General features: G+C 70.6%; 9 protein-coding genes. 2 read left to right on the top strand and 7 right to left on the bottom strand.

What is annotated here, in order from left to right:
* Positions 1–25 precede the first annotated feature (25 nt).
* Entirely contained in the window at positions 26–1,009 is a 984-nt protein-coding gene (locus tag ACQY9S_RS11180; protein ID WP_428419783.1) for a zinc-dependent alcohol dehydrogenase family protein, read from the bottom strand.
* A 229-nt stretch (positions 1,010–1,238) separates the two neighbouring features.
* On the opposite strand from ACQY9S_RS11180, the gene ACQY9S_RS11175 reads away from it, so the two are divergent.
* Positions 1,239–3,320, top strand: coding sequence for an ATP-dependent helicase (locus tag ACQY9S_RS11175; protein ID WP_428419782.1), 2,082 nt, complete (start codon positions 1,239–1,241; stop codon positions 3,318–3,320).
* 16 nt (positions 3,321–3,336) lie between these two features.
* On the opposite strand, the gene ACQY9S_RS11170 is transcribed toward ACQY9S_RS11175, so the two are convergent.
* Together ACQY9S_RS11170 and ACQY9S_RS11165 are read right to left on the bottom strand one after the other, a co-directional pair.
* Positions 3,337–4,311: an MBL fold metallo-hydrolase gene (locus tag ACQY9S_RS11170; protein ID WP_428419781.1), complete on the bottom strand. Its 975-nt coding sequence runs from the start codon at positions 4,309–4,311 to the stop codon at positions 3,337–3,339.
* A 289-nt stretch (positions 4,312–4,600) separates the two neighbouring features.
* Positions 4,601–5,557 (bottom strand): hypothetical protein, encoded by a 957-nt coding sequence (locus ACQY9S_RS11165; RefSeq protein ID WP_428419780.1) that lies wholly within the window; start codon positions 5,555–5,557, stop codon positions 4,601–4,603.
* Between the two features lie 351 nt (positions 5,558–5,908).
* Here ACQY9S_RS11165 and ACQY9S_RS11160 point away from each other — a divergent pair, with 351 nt between their 5' ends.
* On the top strand, positions 5,909–9,094 hold the full coding sequence (locus tag ACQY9S_RS11160) for an EAL domain-containing protein (protein ID WP_428419779.1): 3,186 nt from the start codon (positions 5,909–5,911) through the stop codon (positions 9,092–9,094).
* Positions 9,095–9,478: 384 nt separating this feature from the next.
* On the opposite strand, the gene ACQY9S_RS11155 is transcribed toward ACQY9S_RS11160, so the two are convergent.
* The 4 genes from ACQY9S_RS11155 to ACQY9S_RS11140 all read right to left on the bottom strand — a co-directional run bounded on the left by ACQY9S_RS11155 (position 9,479) and on the right by ACQY9S_RS11140 (position 12,665).
* Positions 9,479–9,985, bottom strand: coding sequence for a YgjP-like metallopeptidase domain-containing protein (locus ACQY9S_RS11155; protein WP_428419778.1), 507 nt, complete (start codon positions 9,983–9,985; stop codon positions 9,479–9,481).
* A 13-nt stretch (positions 9,986–9,998) separates the two neighbouring features.
* A complete protein-coding gene (locus tag ACQY9S_RS11150) occupies positions 9,999–10,601 on the bottom strand; it encodes a DUF1415 domain-containing protein (protein ID WP_428419777.1) in 603 nt (200 codons plus the stop codon).
* Positions 10,598–11,947 carry a TolC family outer membrane protein gene (locus ACQY9S_RS11145; protein WP_428419776.1) on the bottom strand — a complete coding sequence of 450 codons (1,350 nt, stop codon included), beginning with the start codon at positions 11,945–11,947 and terminating at the stop codon, positions 10,598–10,600. Before ACQY9S_RS11145 ends, ACQY9S_RS11150 begins: the two co-directional genes overlap by 4 nt.
* Positions 11,948–12,011: 64 nt before the next feature.
* The gene (locus ACQY9S_RS11140) at positions 12,012–12,665 is read right to left on the bottom strand and encodes a protein-L-isoaspartate O-methyltransferase family protein (protein WP_428419775.1); all 654 of its coding nucleotides are present in this window, start codon (positions 12,663–12,665) and stop codon (positions 12,012–12,014) included.
* Positions 12,666–12,674: the final 9 nt, after the last annotated feature.

Raw genomic sequence — 12,674 nt, 5'->3', positions numbered from 1 at the left:
GCGCTCCCACAGGGCGCCCGCCTGCTCAAGGCACGAGAACCGCGGCGCCTTCGAACCGGCCGGCCCGGAGGTCGGCCAGGGCCTGGTTGGCTTCGACCAGCGGATAGCGCGTGGTCTCGGTGTCGATGCCGATCTGCGGCGCCAGCCGCAGGAAATCGATGCCGTCCTGCCGCGTGAGATTGGCCACCGAGACGAGTTGCCGCTCCTCCCACAGCAGCCGGTAGGGGAAGCTCGGAACGTCGCTCATGTGGATGCCCGCGCAGACGACGCGGCCGCCTTTGCGGACCGCCTTCAACGCCAGGGGCACCAGATCGCCGACGGCCGCGAAGAGGATCGCCGCGTCGAGCGGCTGGGGCGGCGGCTCGTCCGAGCCACCCGCCCATGTCGCGCCGAGCCGCCGGGCAAAGGCCTGGGTGGCCCCGTCGCCCGGCCGCGTGAAGGCGAACACCGATCGCCCCTGCCACGCGGCGACCTGCGCCACGATGTGGGCGGCGGCCCCGAAGCCGTAAAGCCCCAGCCGCTTGCCGGCGCCTGCGATCACCAGCGAACGCCAGCCGATCAGGCCGGCGCACAGCAGCGGAGCGAGCGCCTCGTCGCTGCCGGCCTCGCCGAGCGGGAAGGCGTAGCGCGCATCGGCGATGGTCGCCGTCGCGTAGCCGCCGTCGCGCGTGTAGCCGGTGAAGAGCGGGCGGTCGCACAGATTTTCCTGCTGCCCCGCGCAATACGGGCAGACGCCGCAGGTGTGGCCGAGCCAGGGAAGGCCGACGCGCTCGCCGACACGCCGGCCCTCGACGCCGGCCCCGATCGCATCGATGCGGCCGACGATCTCGTGGCCGGGGATGATCGGCAGCTTCGGCTCGGGCAGTTCACCGTCGACGACATGCAGGTCGGTGCGGCACACGCCGCAGGCGGCGACCTTCACCCGGATCTCGCCCGGCCCCGGCCACCGGTCGGCGAGATCGGACCATTCGAGCGCCGCCCCGAGCGTCTTCAGCACCATCGCCTGCATGGCGTTCTCCGGCCCCGCGCGGGAGGCCCGGATTCAGTGTGACACGAGCGAGCAACGGTCGAGGCGTCCTTCATTCGAGGGGTTCGTCCACCCGACTCGAATGCACGGTGCGCGCGGTCGGATCCAGCGCCGGTGCACTGGCGCACTCGGCCGGTGTGCGCTCGGCTTGCCATCGTCCCGGCCCGGAATCCGATCGCCCTGCCGGGCTGGATGAATATACAGTCAGGCGATGCGCCTGCACGATCCTGTCCGCACCGATCCGTTCGCCCTGCTCAACGAGGCGCAGCGCAACGCCGTCGAGCATGGCCTGGAGGGCGATCCGCGGCAATCGGCGCCCTTGCTCGTCATCGCCGGCGCCGGCAGCGGCAAGACCAGGACGCTGGCGGCCCGGGTCGCGCGCCTCGTGACGGCAGGCGCCGACCCGCAGCGCATCCTGTTGCTCACCTTCTCGCGCCGCGCGGCGGCCGAGATGACCCGGCGCGCGGGCGCGCTGGTGCAGGAAGCCCTGGGCCTGCCCGGCGGCGGCCCGCCCCCCGCGCTGCCCTGGGCGGGGACCTTTCATGCCATCGGCGCGCGGCTGCTGCGAGACCATGCCGCCCACATCGGCCTGAGCGAGTCCTTCACCATCCTCGACCGCGGCGACGCCGAGGACTTGATGGGGCTGGTGCGCCAGGAGGGAGGATTCAGCGAGACCGGGAAGCGCTTTCCGCTCAAGGGCACCTGCCTGGGCATCTACTCGCGGGTGGTGAACAGCCAGGCCGCCCTGCGCGAGGTGCTGGACGACAGCTACCCCTGGTGCGCCGACTGGGAAGAACCGCTCCGGCGCCTGTTCCGCGCCTTCGTGGCCGAGAAGCAGAAGCAGCAGGTGCTCGACTACGACGACCTGCTGCTGTACTGGTCGCAGATGATGACCGAGCCCACGCTGGCCCGGCACGTCGGCGCCCGGTTCGACCATGTGCTGGTCGACGAGTACCAGGACACCAACCGGCTGCAGGCGGCCATCCTGCAGGCGCTGAAACCGGACGGCCGCGCGCTCACGGTGGTGGGCGACGACGCGCAGTCCATCTACGCCTTTCGTGCGGCGGAAGTGCGCAACATCCTCGACTTTGCGGGCCGGTTCACGCCACCGGCCCGGGTGGTGACGCTCGATCGCAACTACCGCTCGACGCAACCGATCCTGGCGGCCGCCAATGCCGTGATGGCGCAGGCCGTGGAGCGCCACGTCAAGCTGCTGTGGACAGACCGGGTTTCGTCGCAAAGGCCCCAGCTCGTGACGGTCGAAGACGAGGCCGCCCAGGCGCGCTGGGTCGCCGACCGGGTGCTCGAACACCGCGAGCAAGGGCTCAGGCTGAAGAGCCAGGCGGTGCTGTTCCGCAACTCGCATCACAGCGCCGCGCTGGAGCTCGAGCTGGCGCGGCGCAATATCCCGTTCGTCAAGTTCGGCGGCCTGAAGTTCCTGGAAGCCGCGCACATCAAGGACGTGCTGTCGGTGCTGCGCTGGGCGGAGAACCCCCGCAACCGGCTGGCGGGCTTTCGCGTGGCGCAGCTCGTGCCGGGCATCGGCCCGGCCCGCGCGCGGCGGTTGCTCGACGCGATGGACGCCGCACCCGATCCCGCCACGGCGTTCACCGCTTTCGAGCCGCCGCTGTCGGTGCGCGACGAGTGGCGCGCGCTGCATGCGCTGGTGGACACGCTGCAGGGGACCGGCAGCGATTGGCCCGGCGACCTGGAGCGGGTGCATCGCTGGTACCTCCCGCAGCTCGAGCGTCTGCATGACGATGCGCGCGTGCGGCAGGCCGATCTGCTCCAACTCGTGCGCATCGCCGGCGGCTGTTCGAGCCGCGAGCGCTTCCTGAGCGAGCTGGCGCTGGACCCGCCGGACGCCACCAGCGCCGAGTCGGGGCCGCCGCACCGCGACGAGGACTACCTGGTCCTGTCGACCATCCACTCGGCCAAGGGCCAGGAGTGGCAGTCGGTGCACCTGCTCAACGTGGTCGACGGCTGCATTCCGGCCGACCTGAGCGCCGGCACGCTGCGGCAGATCGAGGAAGAGCGGCGCCTGCTGTACGTGGCCATGACGCGTGCGAAGCAGCATCTGCACCTGCTGGTGCCGCAGCGCTTCTACGTGACGCAGCAAAGCGGTGTCGGCGACCGGCACGTGTACGGGTCGCTGACACGGTTCATTCCGGCTGCCGTCGCCGCTGCGTTCGAGGCGGTGGGGCCGGTGCGGCCGGCGCCAACCGAGCGCATGACCGCCGCGCCGGGCCTGGTCTCGGTGGATGTCGGGGCCCGACTGCGGTCGGCCTGGTGACCGGGCCGGCGCGGCGTCAGGGCACCAGCCGGCGACCGTCCTCTGCGAACACGACCGGCCCCTGGAATGCCTGTGTGATCGACGCCTCGACCGCAGCGCGGGACTGGTCGAGGAACGGCGACAGGTGGCTGAGCAGCAGTTGCTTCGAGCCGCTGTCCCGCGCCACTTCACCGATTGCCTTCGGCGGTGTGTGCAGTGTGTAAAGGATGGCCGGCGACCCGGGCGGGTCGAGCACCACGCTGTTGAAGACGAGCAGGTCGCTACCCTTCGCGATGCGCCGCAAGCCGGGCAGGCCCTCGGCATCGATGTCGCCGCTGAACGTGATGCTCTTGCCGCCGTGGTCGATGCGATAGATCACCGCCGGCGCATCGCGGTGATGGCCGGCCACAGCGCGGATCACGAGGTCGCCCTCGCTGTGGATCACCTTCGGCTGCGGGTTCGGCAGCAGCGCGGTGCCGATGTCTGTCGCCTTGATCGTCAGAGGAGCAGAGAAGTCGCGCAAGTAGCCGAAGGCACCCTGCGGGCCGAACAGCAGATCAATCAGGCGGCGCGTCGACGGAAAGCTGGCATCGCCGCGCTTGGCGGCACGCCGCCCCTCGGGTCCGAAGACCTGCGCGGCGATCGGGCCACGGCTCGACACGGCGCGGGCCTTGAGCAGCCCTGGTAGCTCGCCGACGTGGTCCACATGCAGGTGGGTCAGCAGCACGAGATCGGTTCGGGCGAGCGACAACTTCGCCTCGCCGAGTCGAGCAAAGGAGCCTGGCCCGGCGTCGACCAGAATGCGCGGCACGCCGTCGACCAGCACCATGTAGCACGACGCCGCCCGGCCGGCGGCTCCCGGCCCTCCCGAGCCAAGGACCACCAACTCCAGCGGCGGCGAGACCGCCAGCTCGGTGGCAGTCTGCGCCGCCGCACCGGCGGCACCCAGGCCGAGGCCCGCGCACAGCAGCACGGTCTGGAATCGCAGGAAGAAGCGGCGGTCCGGGTTCATCGGGCGATCCTCGGGGTGTGAGAGCGGGGGGCCTGGGACGGGCAATTCGACCCTCGCACCATGGTCGAAGAAGGGCGGTCGGTCTTACGGCCGGTCAGCCCCGCTTCTTGGCGAGCTTTGCAGCCTCGAGCTTGAGCTCCCGACTGAACTGCCTGCTCGTTCTCTCATCATTCTGCGTGACGCGGCAAAGTGGTTTTGGCAACCAGCACGTGTACGGGTCGCTGACACGGTTCATTCCGGCCGCCGTCGCCGCTGCGCTCGAGGCGACGGGTCCGGCGAGGTCGGCCCGCTACAGGTACAGCGCGACCACCTCGACCACCGCGTCTTCCCACACCACGGGGATCGTCAGCAGCGCCGTCGCCCCGATGGCCACCGCGGCGGCGGCGGGTGCGCCAGGTTCGTCGGCCGGGTAGTCGTTGATGACGGGCATGCCACTGCGCAGTGCCTTGGCGAGCGAGCTGCCGGTCGATGACAGCGGCAGGTGCGCCTCGTCGGACGACCGGCCGCCGTGCAGTTCGCTGAAGGCCTCGACGCGGCGCAGTTGCGCCGTGGCTTCGTCGGGCACCCAGCGCTCGATGCGGCGCGCCAGCGGCAGCCGCGCGCTCGCCAGGAAGGCCACGACATGCCGGTCGGCGAGCCGCGAGCCCACCGGAATCGCCAGGCCGCGCAGCAGGCCGGCCGCGGCAGCCTCTTCGGCGCGCAGGAAGCGGCCGGGCGTGGCCGGCAGGTCAGCAACGAACACCGCTGCGCCACGCTGCCAGGCCAGGCCCGGCAGGCCCACCCCGCGCGGCAGGTAGGTCTGCTGCGAAATCGCTTCGAAGTGCTGCGTGTCATCGCCGTAGGCGCCGTCGACGAGCGTCATGTCGGTGGTGATGCGCGGGTCGTGGTGCCACAGCTCCAGCGCGCCGGACTGACCGGGCACGTGGCCGCAGAAGACCACCAGCACCGAGGTGAGCCGGTCGTGCAGGAACAACGGCAGCGCGAGGGCGCAACTCAGGCCGGCGGCGTGGGCCGCGGCGGTGCGCTGGAAGACCGTCCCCTCGAACTGGCGCAACAGCACGGGGCGCCCCTCTTCCCAGGCGCGGCCGGGCAAGCCTTCGCCGCGGCCGAAGCACATCGAACGGCTGAGGCTCGCAAAGCGACGGGCCGGACCGAAGCCGCCCGAGCCGAACTCGAGCAGCGTGCCGTCGGCGCTGGGCACCCAGACTTCGGCAGCCTTGATGAAGGTGGGGGTCATCGGTGTCATGGGTTGATTCCCGAACTGTGCAAGTTGCAGGCCAAGGGCTGGCCGGCAACGGGCCTTCGAGACGGGGTTGGCGCCCGGCGGCGCCTGGCCCGTGCACCGGCATGCCGCACTTCGGCGCACCAAGACCCGGCGTGAACGCGTCGACAGGCCGACCCGCCCGAGGCGCTCGGGTCCGTCACCGACCGTGCGTCCGACGTGGTGCAGTCAGTGAACGTGGCATGGGTCTTGCCCCGTTTGCGTCAAGTGCGCGCTGCAGGATCAAGTCCACGCCGACGCGGCCGAAAACTGGTCGAGTGCAAGGCCGACGCGACGGCCGAGCACGCCGCCAGCCCGAAGAGTCCACACCGCGACATGACGACCGCCAACCCTTTCAGCCGTCTGCTGGCCCGCCTGAGCGTCGGGCGCAAGCTGATGCTGATCTACCTGCTCGACCTCACGGCGGTGATCTTCGTCAGCAGCATCCTCATCAACGAGAAGTTCATCGCGATCGACTTCGCCCGCAAGGAGATCGCGGGCAATGCCTATGTCGCCGAGATGCGAGACGGCCTGGTCGATGCCGCGCTGTGGGCGGCCGGCGTCGCAGCCACTGCACCGGGCCTCGCCGAGCGGCAGGCGGCGCTCGCTCGCACCGAGGCGGCGCACGGCGCGGGCATGCGGAGCGGCGAGCCCAGCGCCGCGCTGGCCGCCGCCTACGGCACGCTCGCCACGGCGCCGCCGGACCAGCGCCGCGCTGCGTTGTCCGACCTGCTGGCGCGCGGACGCGACCTGATCACGCGCGTCGGCAACCAGTCGAACCTGATCCTCGACCCCGACCTCGACAGCTACTACACGATGTCGTTGATCGTGCTGCGCTACCCGGAGCTGCTCGAGATCGTCGACGGCGTGGGCGTGCAGCTCGCGGCCCGGGTCACGGCCGGCGCCGGGATGGCCGAGGCGCGCACGCAGTACCTCATTCTCGAAGGCAAGCTCGACGCGACGCGGCAGGGCATCGACACCGACCACAGCGAAGCCTATGCGGCAGGAGGCCCGGCGCTGAAAGAACGTTTGGCGCCGTCGCAGCAGCGCCTTCAGACCGCTCTGGAAGACTACCGCCGCAGTGCCCGCGCGCTGATCGACAGCGGCGCCACGCCACGCACGCTCGCGTCGGTGCAGGAGGCGCAAGCCGTGCTGGTGCACGAACTGCGAGGCGCCTGGGCCACGGCCGGGAACGCGCTCGAAGGCTTGCTGCACACCCGTGTGGCGAGCCTGTACCAGCGCATGTGGATCCATCTCGGCACCGCGCTGGGATTGCTGTGCGCGATCCTGGCGATCGTCTACTTCGTGGCCCGCCAGATCGCGATGCCGCTGCGGCACCTGGCCGAGGTCACCGACGCCGTGCGCCGCACCGGCGACCATTCGCGGCGTGCCGAGTGGAACAGCAGCGACGAAATCGGCCGCCTCGTCGTCGGCTTCAACGGCATGCTGGCACAGCTCGACAGCGAGCGCGAGACGCAGAAGGAGCTGGCCGCCAGCGCCCGGGCCGCCGAAGCGCAGCGTGCGCTGGTGGAGGCCACGCCGATCCCGCTGGTCGTGACCTCGATCCCGGGCCACGAGGTGCTGCACGCCAACCCGCCGGCAGAGGCCTGGCTCAACGGCCACCGCGCCGACCCGTGGAGGCACGGCCTCGAATCCGCGGTGCGTGCGCGTTTCTTCCAGCAGCTGTCCGACCGCGGCGCGGTCGACGAGTTCGAAGTCCGCTGGTGTGCCGGCACCGAGCCGGCCTGGGCGGTGCTGTCGGCGCGCCGCGTCCGCTACCAGGGCCAGGACGCGGTCCTGACCGCGTTCGCGCCGATCAACCACCTCAAGCTCATGGAGCGCCGGCTCGAGCTGTGGGCCAAGGTGTTCGAAGCCTCGAGCGAGGGCATCCTGATCGTCGATGCCGAGCGTCGCATCCTCACCGCCAACCAGGCCTTCTCGCGCCACACCGGCTACGAGCTGCAGGAGGTGGTGGGCGAGAAGCCGTCGCTGATGCTGGCCTTCGGCGAGCTCGAGGAACGCACCGGTTCGTTCTGGCAGGTCGTCGCCCAGCGCGGCACCTGGCAGGGCGAGTTGCAGGTGCGCCGACGCAACGGCAGCGAGTACCCCGCGTGGTTGATGGTCAGCGCGGTGCGGCAGTCGCAGGGCGACATCTCGCACTACATCTTCACATCGATCGACATCAGCGACCGCAAGAAGAGCGAGCAGCGCATCCGCTTCCTGGCCGACCACGACGTGCTGACCGAGCTGCCGAACCGATCGCTGTGCACCGAGCGCCTGCGCATGGCGGTGCAGCAGGCGCAGCGCAGCGGGCAGAAGGTGGCGGTGATGTTCATCGACCTCGACCGCTTCAAGGACATCAACGACTCGCTGGGCCACCACATCGGCGACGGCCTGCTGCGGTCGGTCGCGCGCTGCCTGCTCGAAGCGGTGCGGGCCGGTGACACGGTCAGCCGGCTCGGCGGCGACGAGTTCGTCATCGTGCTCAACGGCGTCCAGGACATCGGCGAGATCGCTCACATCGTCGATCAGCGGCTCATCCCGCTGATCCGCCAGCCGCACCTGGTGGAGGGCGCCGAGCTACATGTCTCGTGCAGCGTGGGCATCGCGGTCTTCCCCGACGACGCGATCGACATCGACGAGCTGATGCGCCATGCCGACACGGCGATGTACCAGGCCAAGGCCGGGGGCAGGGATGCGGCGCAGTTCTTCACCGCCGAGATGACCGAGCGCGCGGAGTCGCGCATGCAGCTCGAGGCCCATCTTCGGCGTGCGGTCGAACTCCGCCAGCTCCAGCTCCATTGGCAGCCGCGCGTCAGCGCCGCCACCGGCGCCTTGCTCGGCGTCGAGGGCTTGCTGCGTTGGGAGCATCCGGAGCGCGGCATGGTGTCGCCTGCAAGCTTCATCCCGCTGGCCGAGGAAACCGGGCTCATCGTCCCGATCGGCGCCTGGGTCATCGAAGAGACCTGCCGTCAAGTGGCTGCATGGCGCGCGCAGGGGCTGCCACATTGGGGGGTGTCGATCAACCTGTCGGCCCGTCAGCTGCGCGACGAAGGCCTGACCGACCTCGTGCGCAGCGCCCTGCAGCATCACGGCGTGCCGCCCGGCGTGCTGGAGCTCGAGCTGACCGAGTCGATGGTGATGGAAGACGCCGAACGCAACCTGCGCCAGATGCACACGCTGCGCGCGCTGGGGGTGGGCCTGTCGATCGACGACTTCGGGACGGGCTACTCCAGCCTGGCTTACCTCAACCGCTTTCCGATCGACAAGCTGAAGATCGATCGCTCGTTCGTGCACGACATGCTCGCCGACCCGACCGACCGGGCCATCACGATGGCCATCATCGGTCTCGGCCACACGCTCGGCCTCCAGGTGGTGGCCGAGGGGGTGGAGGAGCCCCGCGCGGCCGCGCTGCTGCGCGAGGCCCGCTGTGACGAACTGCAGGGCTTCCTGTTCGGCCGCCCGATGCCGGCCGACGTGTTCGTGGAATGGGCAGTGCAGCGCGAACAGGATGCTGCCTGATACCGGCCCGCATTCGACCCTCTCGAATCACCCGGCGTCGTTCGGCTCCTTGCAGCCGTTCGTGTGCGTGGGGTTGTCGAGGTTCGAGGCGTCCGCCGGCCAGCCGCTTGCGGGTACCGCGCGGTGCTGGCGAGGCCGCCGGGCGAGCGACTCCGCTCATGTCCCCCGGTGCCGGCCTCACGGCCGCCCCCTCCTCCTTAACTTCGCTACGCCGCTCACCCGACGCCCTCGCCAGCACTCACCATCGCCGCTCGCGCAGGCCGTCGAGCCCCGACGGGCCGCGGTGGTGGCAGCGCTGGGACGGGTCGTTGTGTGGAGTGAAGTAAAGGAGGAGGGCCGGGCGCCAGCCCGGCCCGGGGGACATGAACGCAACACAGCGACCCGTCACAGCGCCCCCGCCGCAGCCTGCTCCATCGTCGTGAGCCACAGCCGCAGATCGAACTCCAGCTGGTGGTAGTCGGGCTCCATGTGCGTGCACAGCGCATAGAAGGCCTTGCCGTGCTCGCGCTCCTTCAGGTGTGCGAGTTCGTGCACGACGATCATCTTCAGGAAGGCGGCCGGTGTTTCCTTGAACAGGCTGGCGACGCGGATCTCGCGCTTGGCCTTGAGCCGGCCGCCCTGCACGCGCGACACCGCGGTGTGCGTGCCCAGCGCGTTGCGGATGATGTGCAGCCGCTGGTCGTAGGCGACCTTGCTCAGCGGCTCGGCGTTGCGCAGGAAGCGGCTCTTCAGCGCGGTGACGTAGTCGTACAGCGCGCGGTCGGTGCGCACGTCGTGCGCTTCGGGGTAGCGTGCGCGCAGCGAGTCGGCCAGGCGGCCCTGCGCGATCGCCTGCCGCGCCTGGGCCTGCAGCGCCTCGGGGTAGTGCGCCAGGTAGGGCAGGGTGGACATGGCGGGCGCCGGCTCAGCGCGCGCTGCCGTCTGCCGTCGGGGCTGCACCGCCGTGCGCGTCGCGCTCGATCGCAGCCTGCACCTCGGCCCAGCCCTCGGCGCCCAGCTCGCGCAGCGTGCGGATGTTGGTCTCGTAGATCGCCTCGGCCTCGGGGAAGGCGGCCACCGCGCGGTCGACGCTCGCTTCGCGCAGCAGGTGCAGCGTCGGGTAGGGCGAGCGGTTGCTGGCGTTCTCGATGTCGTCCGGCGCGCTGCCGGCGAACTGGTACTGCGGGTGGAAGCTTGCCACCTGCAGCACGCCGGCATAGCCCAGGCCTTCGATCGCCGCATCGGCCTGGTCGAGGAAGTCGTTGTAGTCGAGGAAGTCGGTCAGCACCTGCGGGTGGATCAGCAGCGTGGTGTCCAGCTCGTCCGGGTCGGCTTCGGCCAGGCGCGTGAGCTCCTGGCACAGCGTGTCGAGCAGGTCTTCGGGGTGGGTGTCGTCGCAGACCACATAGCGCACCTGGCCCTTGGCCTCGACCGCCTTCGCGAACGGGCAGAGGTTCAGGCCGACGACGGCGCGCTGCAGCCAGGCGCGGGTGCGCGCGATCGCGAGCTCGGGCCCGGGAGTCGTCATGGCACGAGCAGCTGGTTGGCGGCGCTCACGTCCTCGGCCCTCAGCGTGCCGGCCGCCTGGCGCAGGCGCAGGTTGCCGAGCACCACGTCGTAGCGCGCGCGGGCCAGGTCGCGCCGGGTGGTGTAGAGCTGGGTCTGCGCGTTCAGCACGTCGAGGTTGACGCGCACGCCGACCTTGTAGCCGAGCTGGGTGGCCTCGAGCGCGAGCTGGTTCGAGGCCTCGGCGGCCTCCAGTGCCTTCACGGTGGCCAGCCCCGACTGCACGTTGAAGTAGGCCTGGCGCGTGGTCTGCGTGACGCTGCGGCGCGCGAACTCCAGGTCGTTGCGCGACTTCTCCTCCAGCGACAGTGTTTCCTTCACGCGGTTCTGGATCGAGTAGCCGGCGAACAGCGGCAGGTTCATCTGCACGCCGATCTGGGCGCTGGTGGTGTTGCCGGTGAGGCCGGTGCCGGTGGTGCGGCCGGTGTTGCGGTTCTCGCCGACGCCGCCCACCAGGTCGACCGTCGGCAGGTGGCCGGCGCGGGCCTTGGCGGTCTCGAGCTGTGCGATGTCGTAGGCGAGCCGGGCCTTGCGCACGCTGGGCGACTCGATGGCCCGCGTGACCCAGTCCTCCACGTTGGCCGGCAGCACGTCGGGCAACCGGGCCGGGATCGTCAGCGGCCGCGGCTCCACGTCGGTGCGACCCACCAGCTGGTCGAGCGCGATGCGCTTGTTGCGCAGGTCGTTCTCGGCGCCGATCTCCTGCGCGGTGGCGAGGTCGTAGCGGGCCTGGGCCTCGCGGGTGTCGGTGATGGTCGCGGTGCCGACCTCGAAGTTGCGCTTGGCCGAGGCCAACTGCTCGGAGATGGCGGTCTTGTTGGCGCGCGTCGTCGCCAGCGTGTCCTGCGCGGCGAGCACGTCGAAGTAGGCCTGGCTCAGGCGCACGACGAGGTCCTGCTCGGCGGTCTCGAGGTCGGCCATCGAGATCACGTAGTTTTTCTCGGCCTGGTCGATCGAGGTGCTGTTCGTGCGGTTGAACAGCGGCTGCAGTGCCGAGATCTGAGCGCCGGTGCTGCTGCCGCCGGCGCGTCCGATCGGGGTGTCGGTCTCGGTGCGTGTGCTGCTGGCGCTCAGGCTCACGCTCGGGCGGTTGAGCGCCTTGACCTGCTCGTTGCGGTACTGCGCGGAGTCGGCCAGCGCCCGGGCGGCCAGGTAGGTGGCGTCGTAGCCGCGCGCGGCGTCGTACAACGCCTGCAGGCTCTGCGCGCCAGCGGCTGCGCTGCCGAGCATGAGTGCTGCCGCCAGCGCCCGGGCCAGGCGGTGCCGCCGCGGGGCGTGGATCGGGCGAGGCGGGGAGCGCTGCAGCATGAGGGCCTTCCTTCGGGGGTGACCGCCGGGCACGGGCCGGTGGCCGGCGAGCCGCGAGAGCGGCTCAGAAGCTGAACTTCGAGGGCTCGCCGAAGCCCTCGAGTCGCGGGGCGACGGTGTCGAACAGTTCGACGCGGTGGAAGGCGCCGGTCGCGCTGCGCGTGACGAGCACGGCGCGCATCACCGGCTCCTCGCCGACGATGGCGGCGAGCCGGCCGCCGACCTTGAGCTGATCGAGCAGGCCTTGCGGGATCTCGGCCACCGAGCCGGACAGGGCGATCACGTCGAACGGTCCCTCGTCGGCGAGCCCGCGCGACCCATCGGCCTGGCGCACTTCGGCGTTGACGATGGCGGCGCGCTGCAGGTTGATCTTGGCCTGCAAGGCCAGCGCGGGGCGGATCTCGAGACTGATCACCTCGCGTGCCTTGTGCGCCAGCAAGGCGGCCATGAAACCCGAGCCGGTGCCGACCTCGAGCACGCGCTCGTGCTTGTGCACCGCCAGCTCCTGCAGCAGCCGCGCCTCGACCTTGGGCGACAGCATGCACTGCCCTTCGGGCAGTGGCAGGTCCATGTCGGTGAAGGCCATCGCACGGTAGGCCGGCGGCACGAACTCCTCGCGCCGCACGATGGCGAGCAGCGACAGCACCGACGAGTCCAGCACGTCCCAGGGGCGGATCTGCTGTTCGATCATGTTGAAGCGGGCTTGTTCGATGTTCATGAGACTCTC

Origin of the sequence: Methylibium sp. (genome assembly GCF_965279545.1) — a bacterium.
In the GTDB taxonomy this organism is placed as follows: domain Bacteria; phylum Pseudomonadota; class Gammaproteobacteria; order Burkholderiales; family Burkholderiaceae_C; genus Methylibium.
The sequence above is the reverse complement of the archived record's forward strand: the minus strand, read 5'-3'. Positions and strand labels throughout refer to the sequence as shown.

What these genes read in the sequence shown, in the direction of transcription:
- ACQY9S_RS11180 (WP_428419783.1), bottom strand. Translation starts at nt 1,009, where the DNA reads ATGCAGGCGATGGTGCTGAAGACGCTCGGGGCGGCGCTCGAATGGTCC.
- ACQY9S_RS11175 (WP_428419782.1), top strand. Translation starts at nt 1,239, where the DNA reads ATGCGCCTGCACGATCCTGTCCGCACCGATCCGTTCGCCCTGCTCAAC.
- ACQY9S_RS11170 (WP_428419781.1), bottom strand. Translation starts at nt 4,311, where the DNA reads ATGAACCCGGACCGCCGCTTCTTCCTGCGATTCCAGACCGTGCTGCTG.
- ACQY9S_RS11165 (WP_428419780.1), bottom strand. Translation starts at nt 5,557, where the DNA reads ATGACACCGATGACCCCCACCTTCATCAAGGCTGCCGAAGTCTGGGTG.
- ACQY9S_RS11160 (WP_428419779.1), top strand. Translation starts at nt 5,909, where the DNA reads ATGACGACCGCCAACCCTTTCAGCCGTCTGCTGGCCCGCCTGAGCGTC.
- ACQY9S_RS11155 (WP_428419778.1), bottom strand. Translation starts at nt 9,985, where the DNA reads ATGTCCACCCTGCCCTACCTGGCGCACTACCCCGAGGCGCTGCAGGCC.
- ACQY9S_RS11150 (WP_428419777.1), bottom strand. Translation starts at nt 10,601, where the DNA reads ATGACGACTCCCGGGCCCGAGCTCGCGATCGCGCGCACCCGCGCCTGG.
- ACQY9S_RS11145 (WP_428419776.1), bottom strand. Translation starts at nt 11,947, where the DNA reads ATGCTGCAGCGCTCCCCGCCTCGCCCGATCCACGCCCCGCGGCGGCAC.
- ACQY9S_RS11140 (WP_428419775.1), bottom strand. Translation starts at nt 12,665, where the DNA reads ATGAACATCGAACAAGCCCGCTTCAACATGATCGAACAGCAGATCCGC.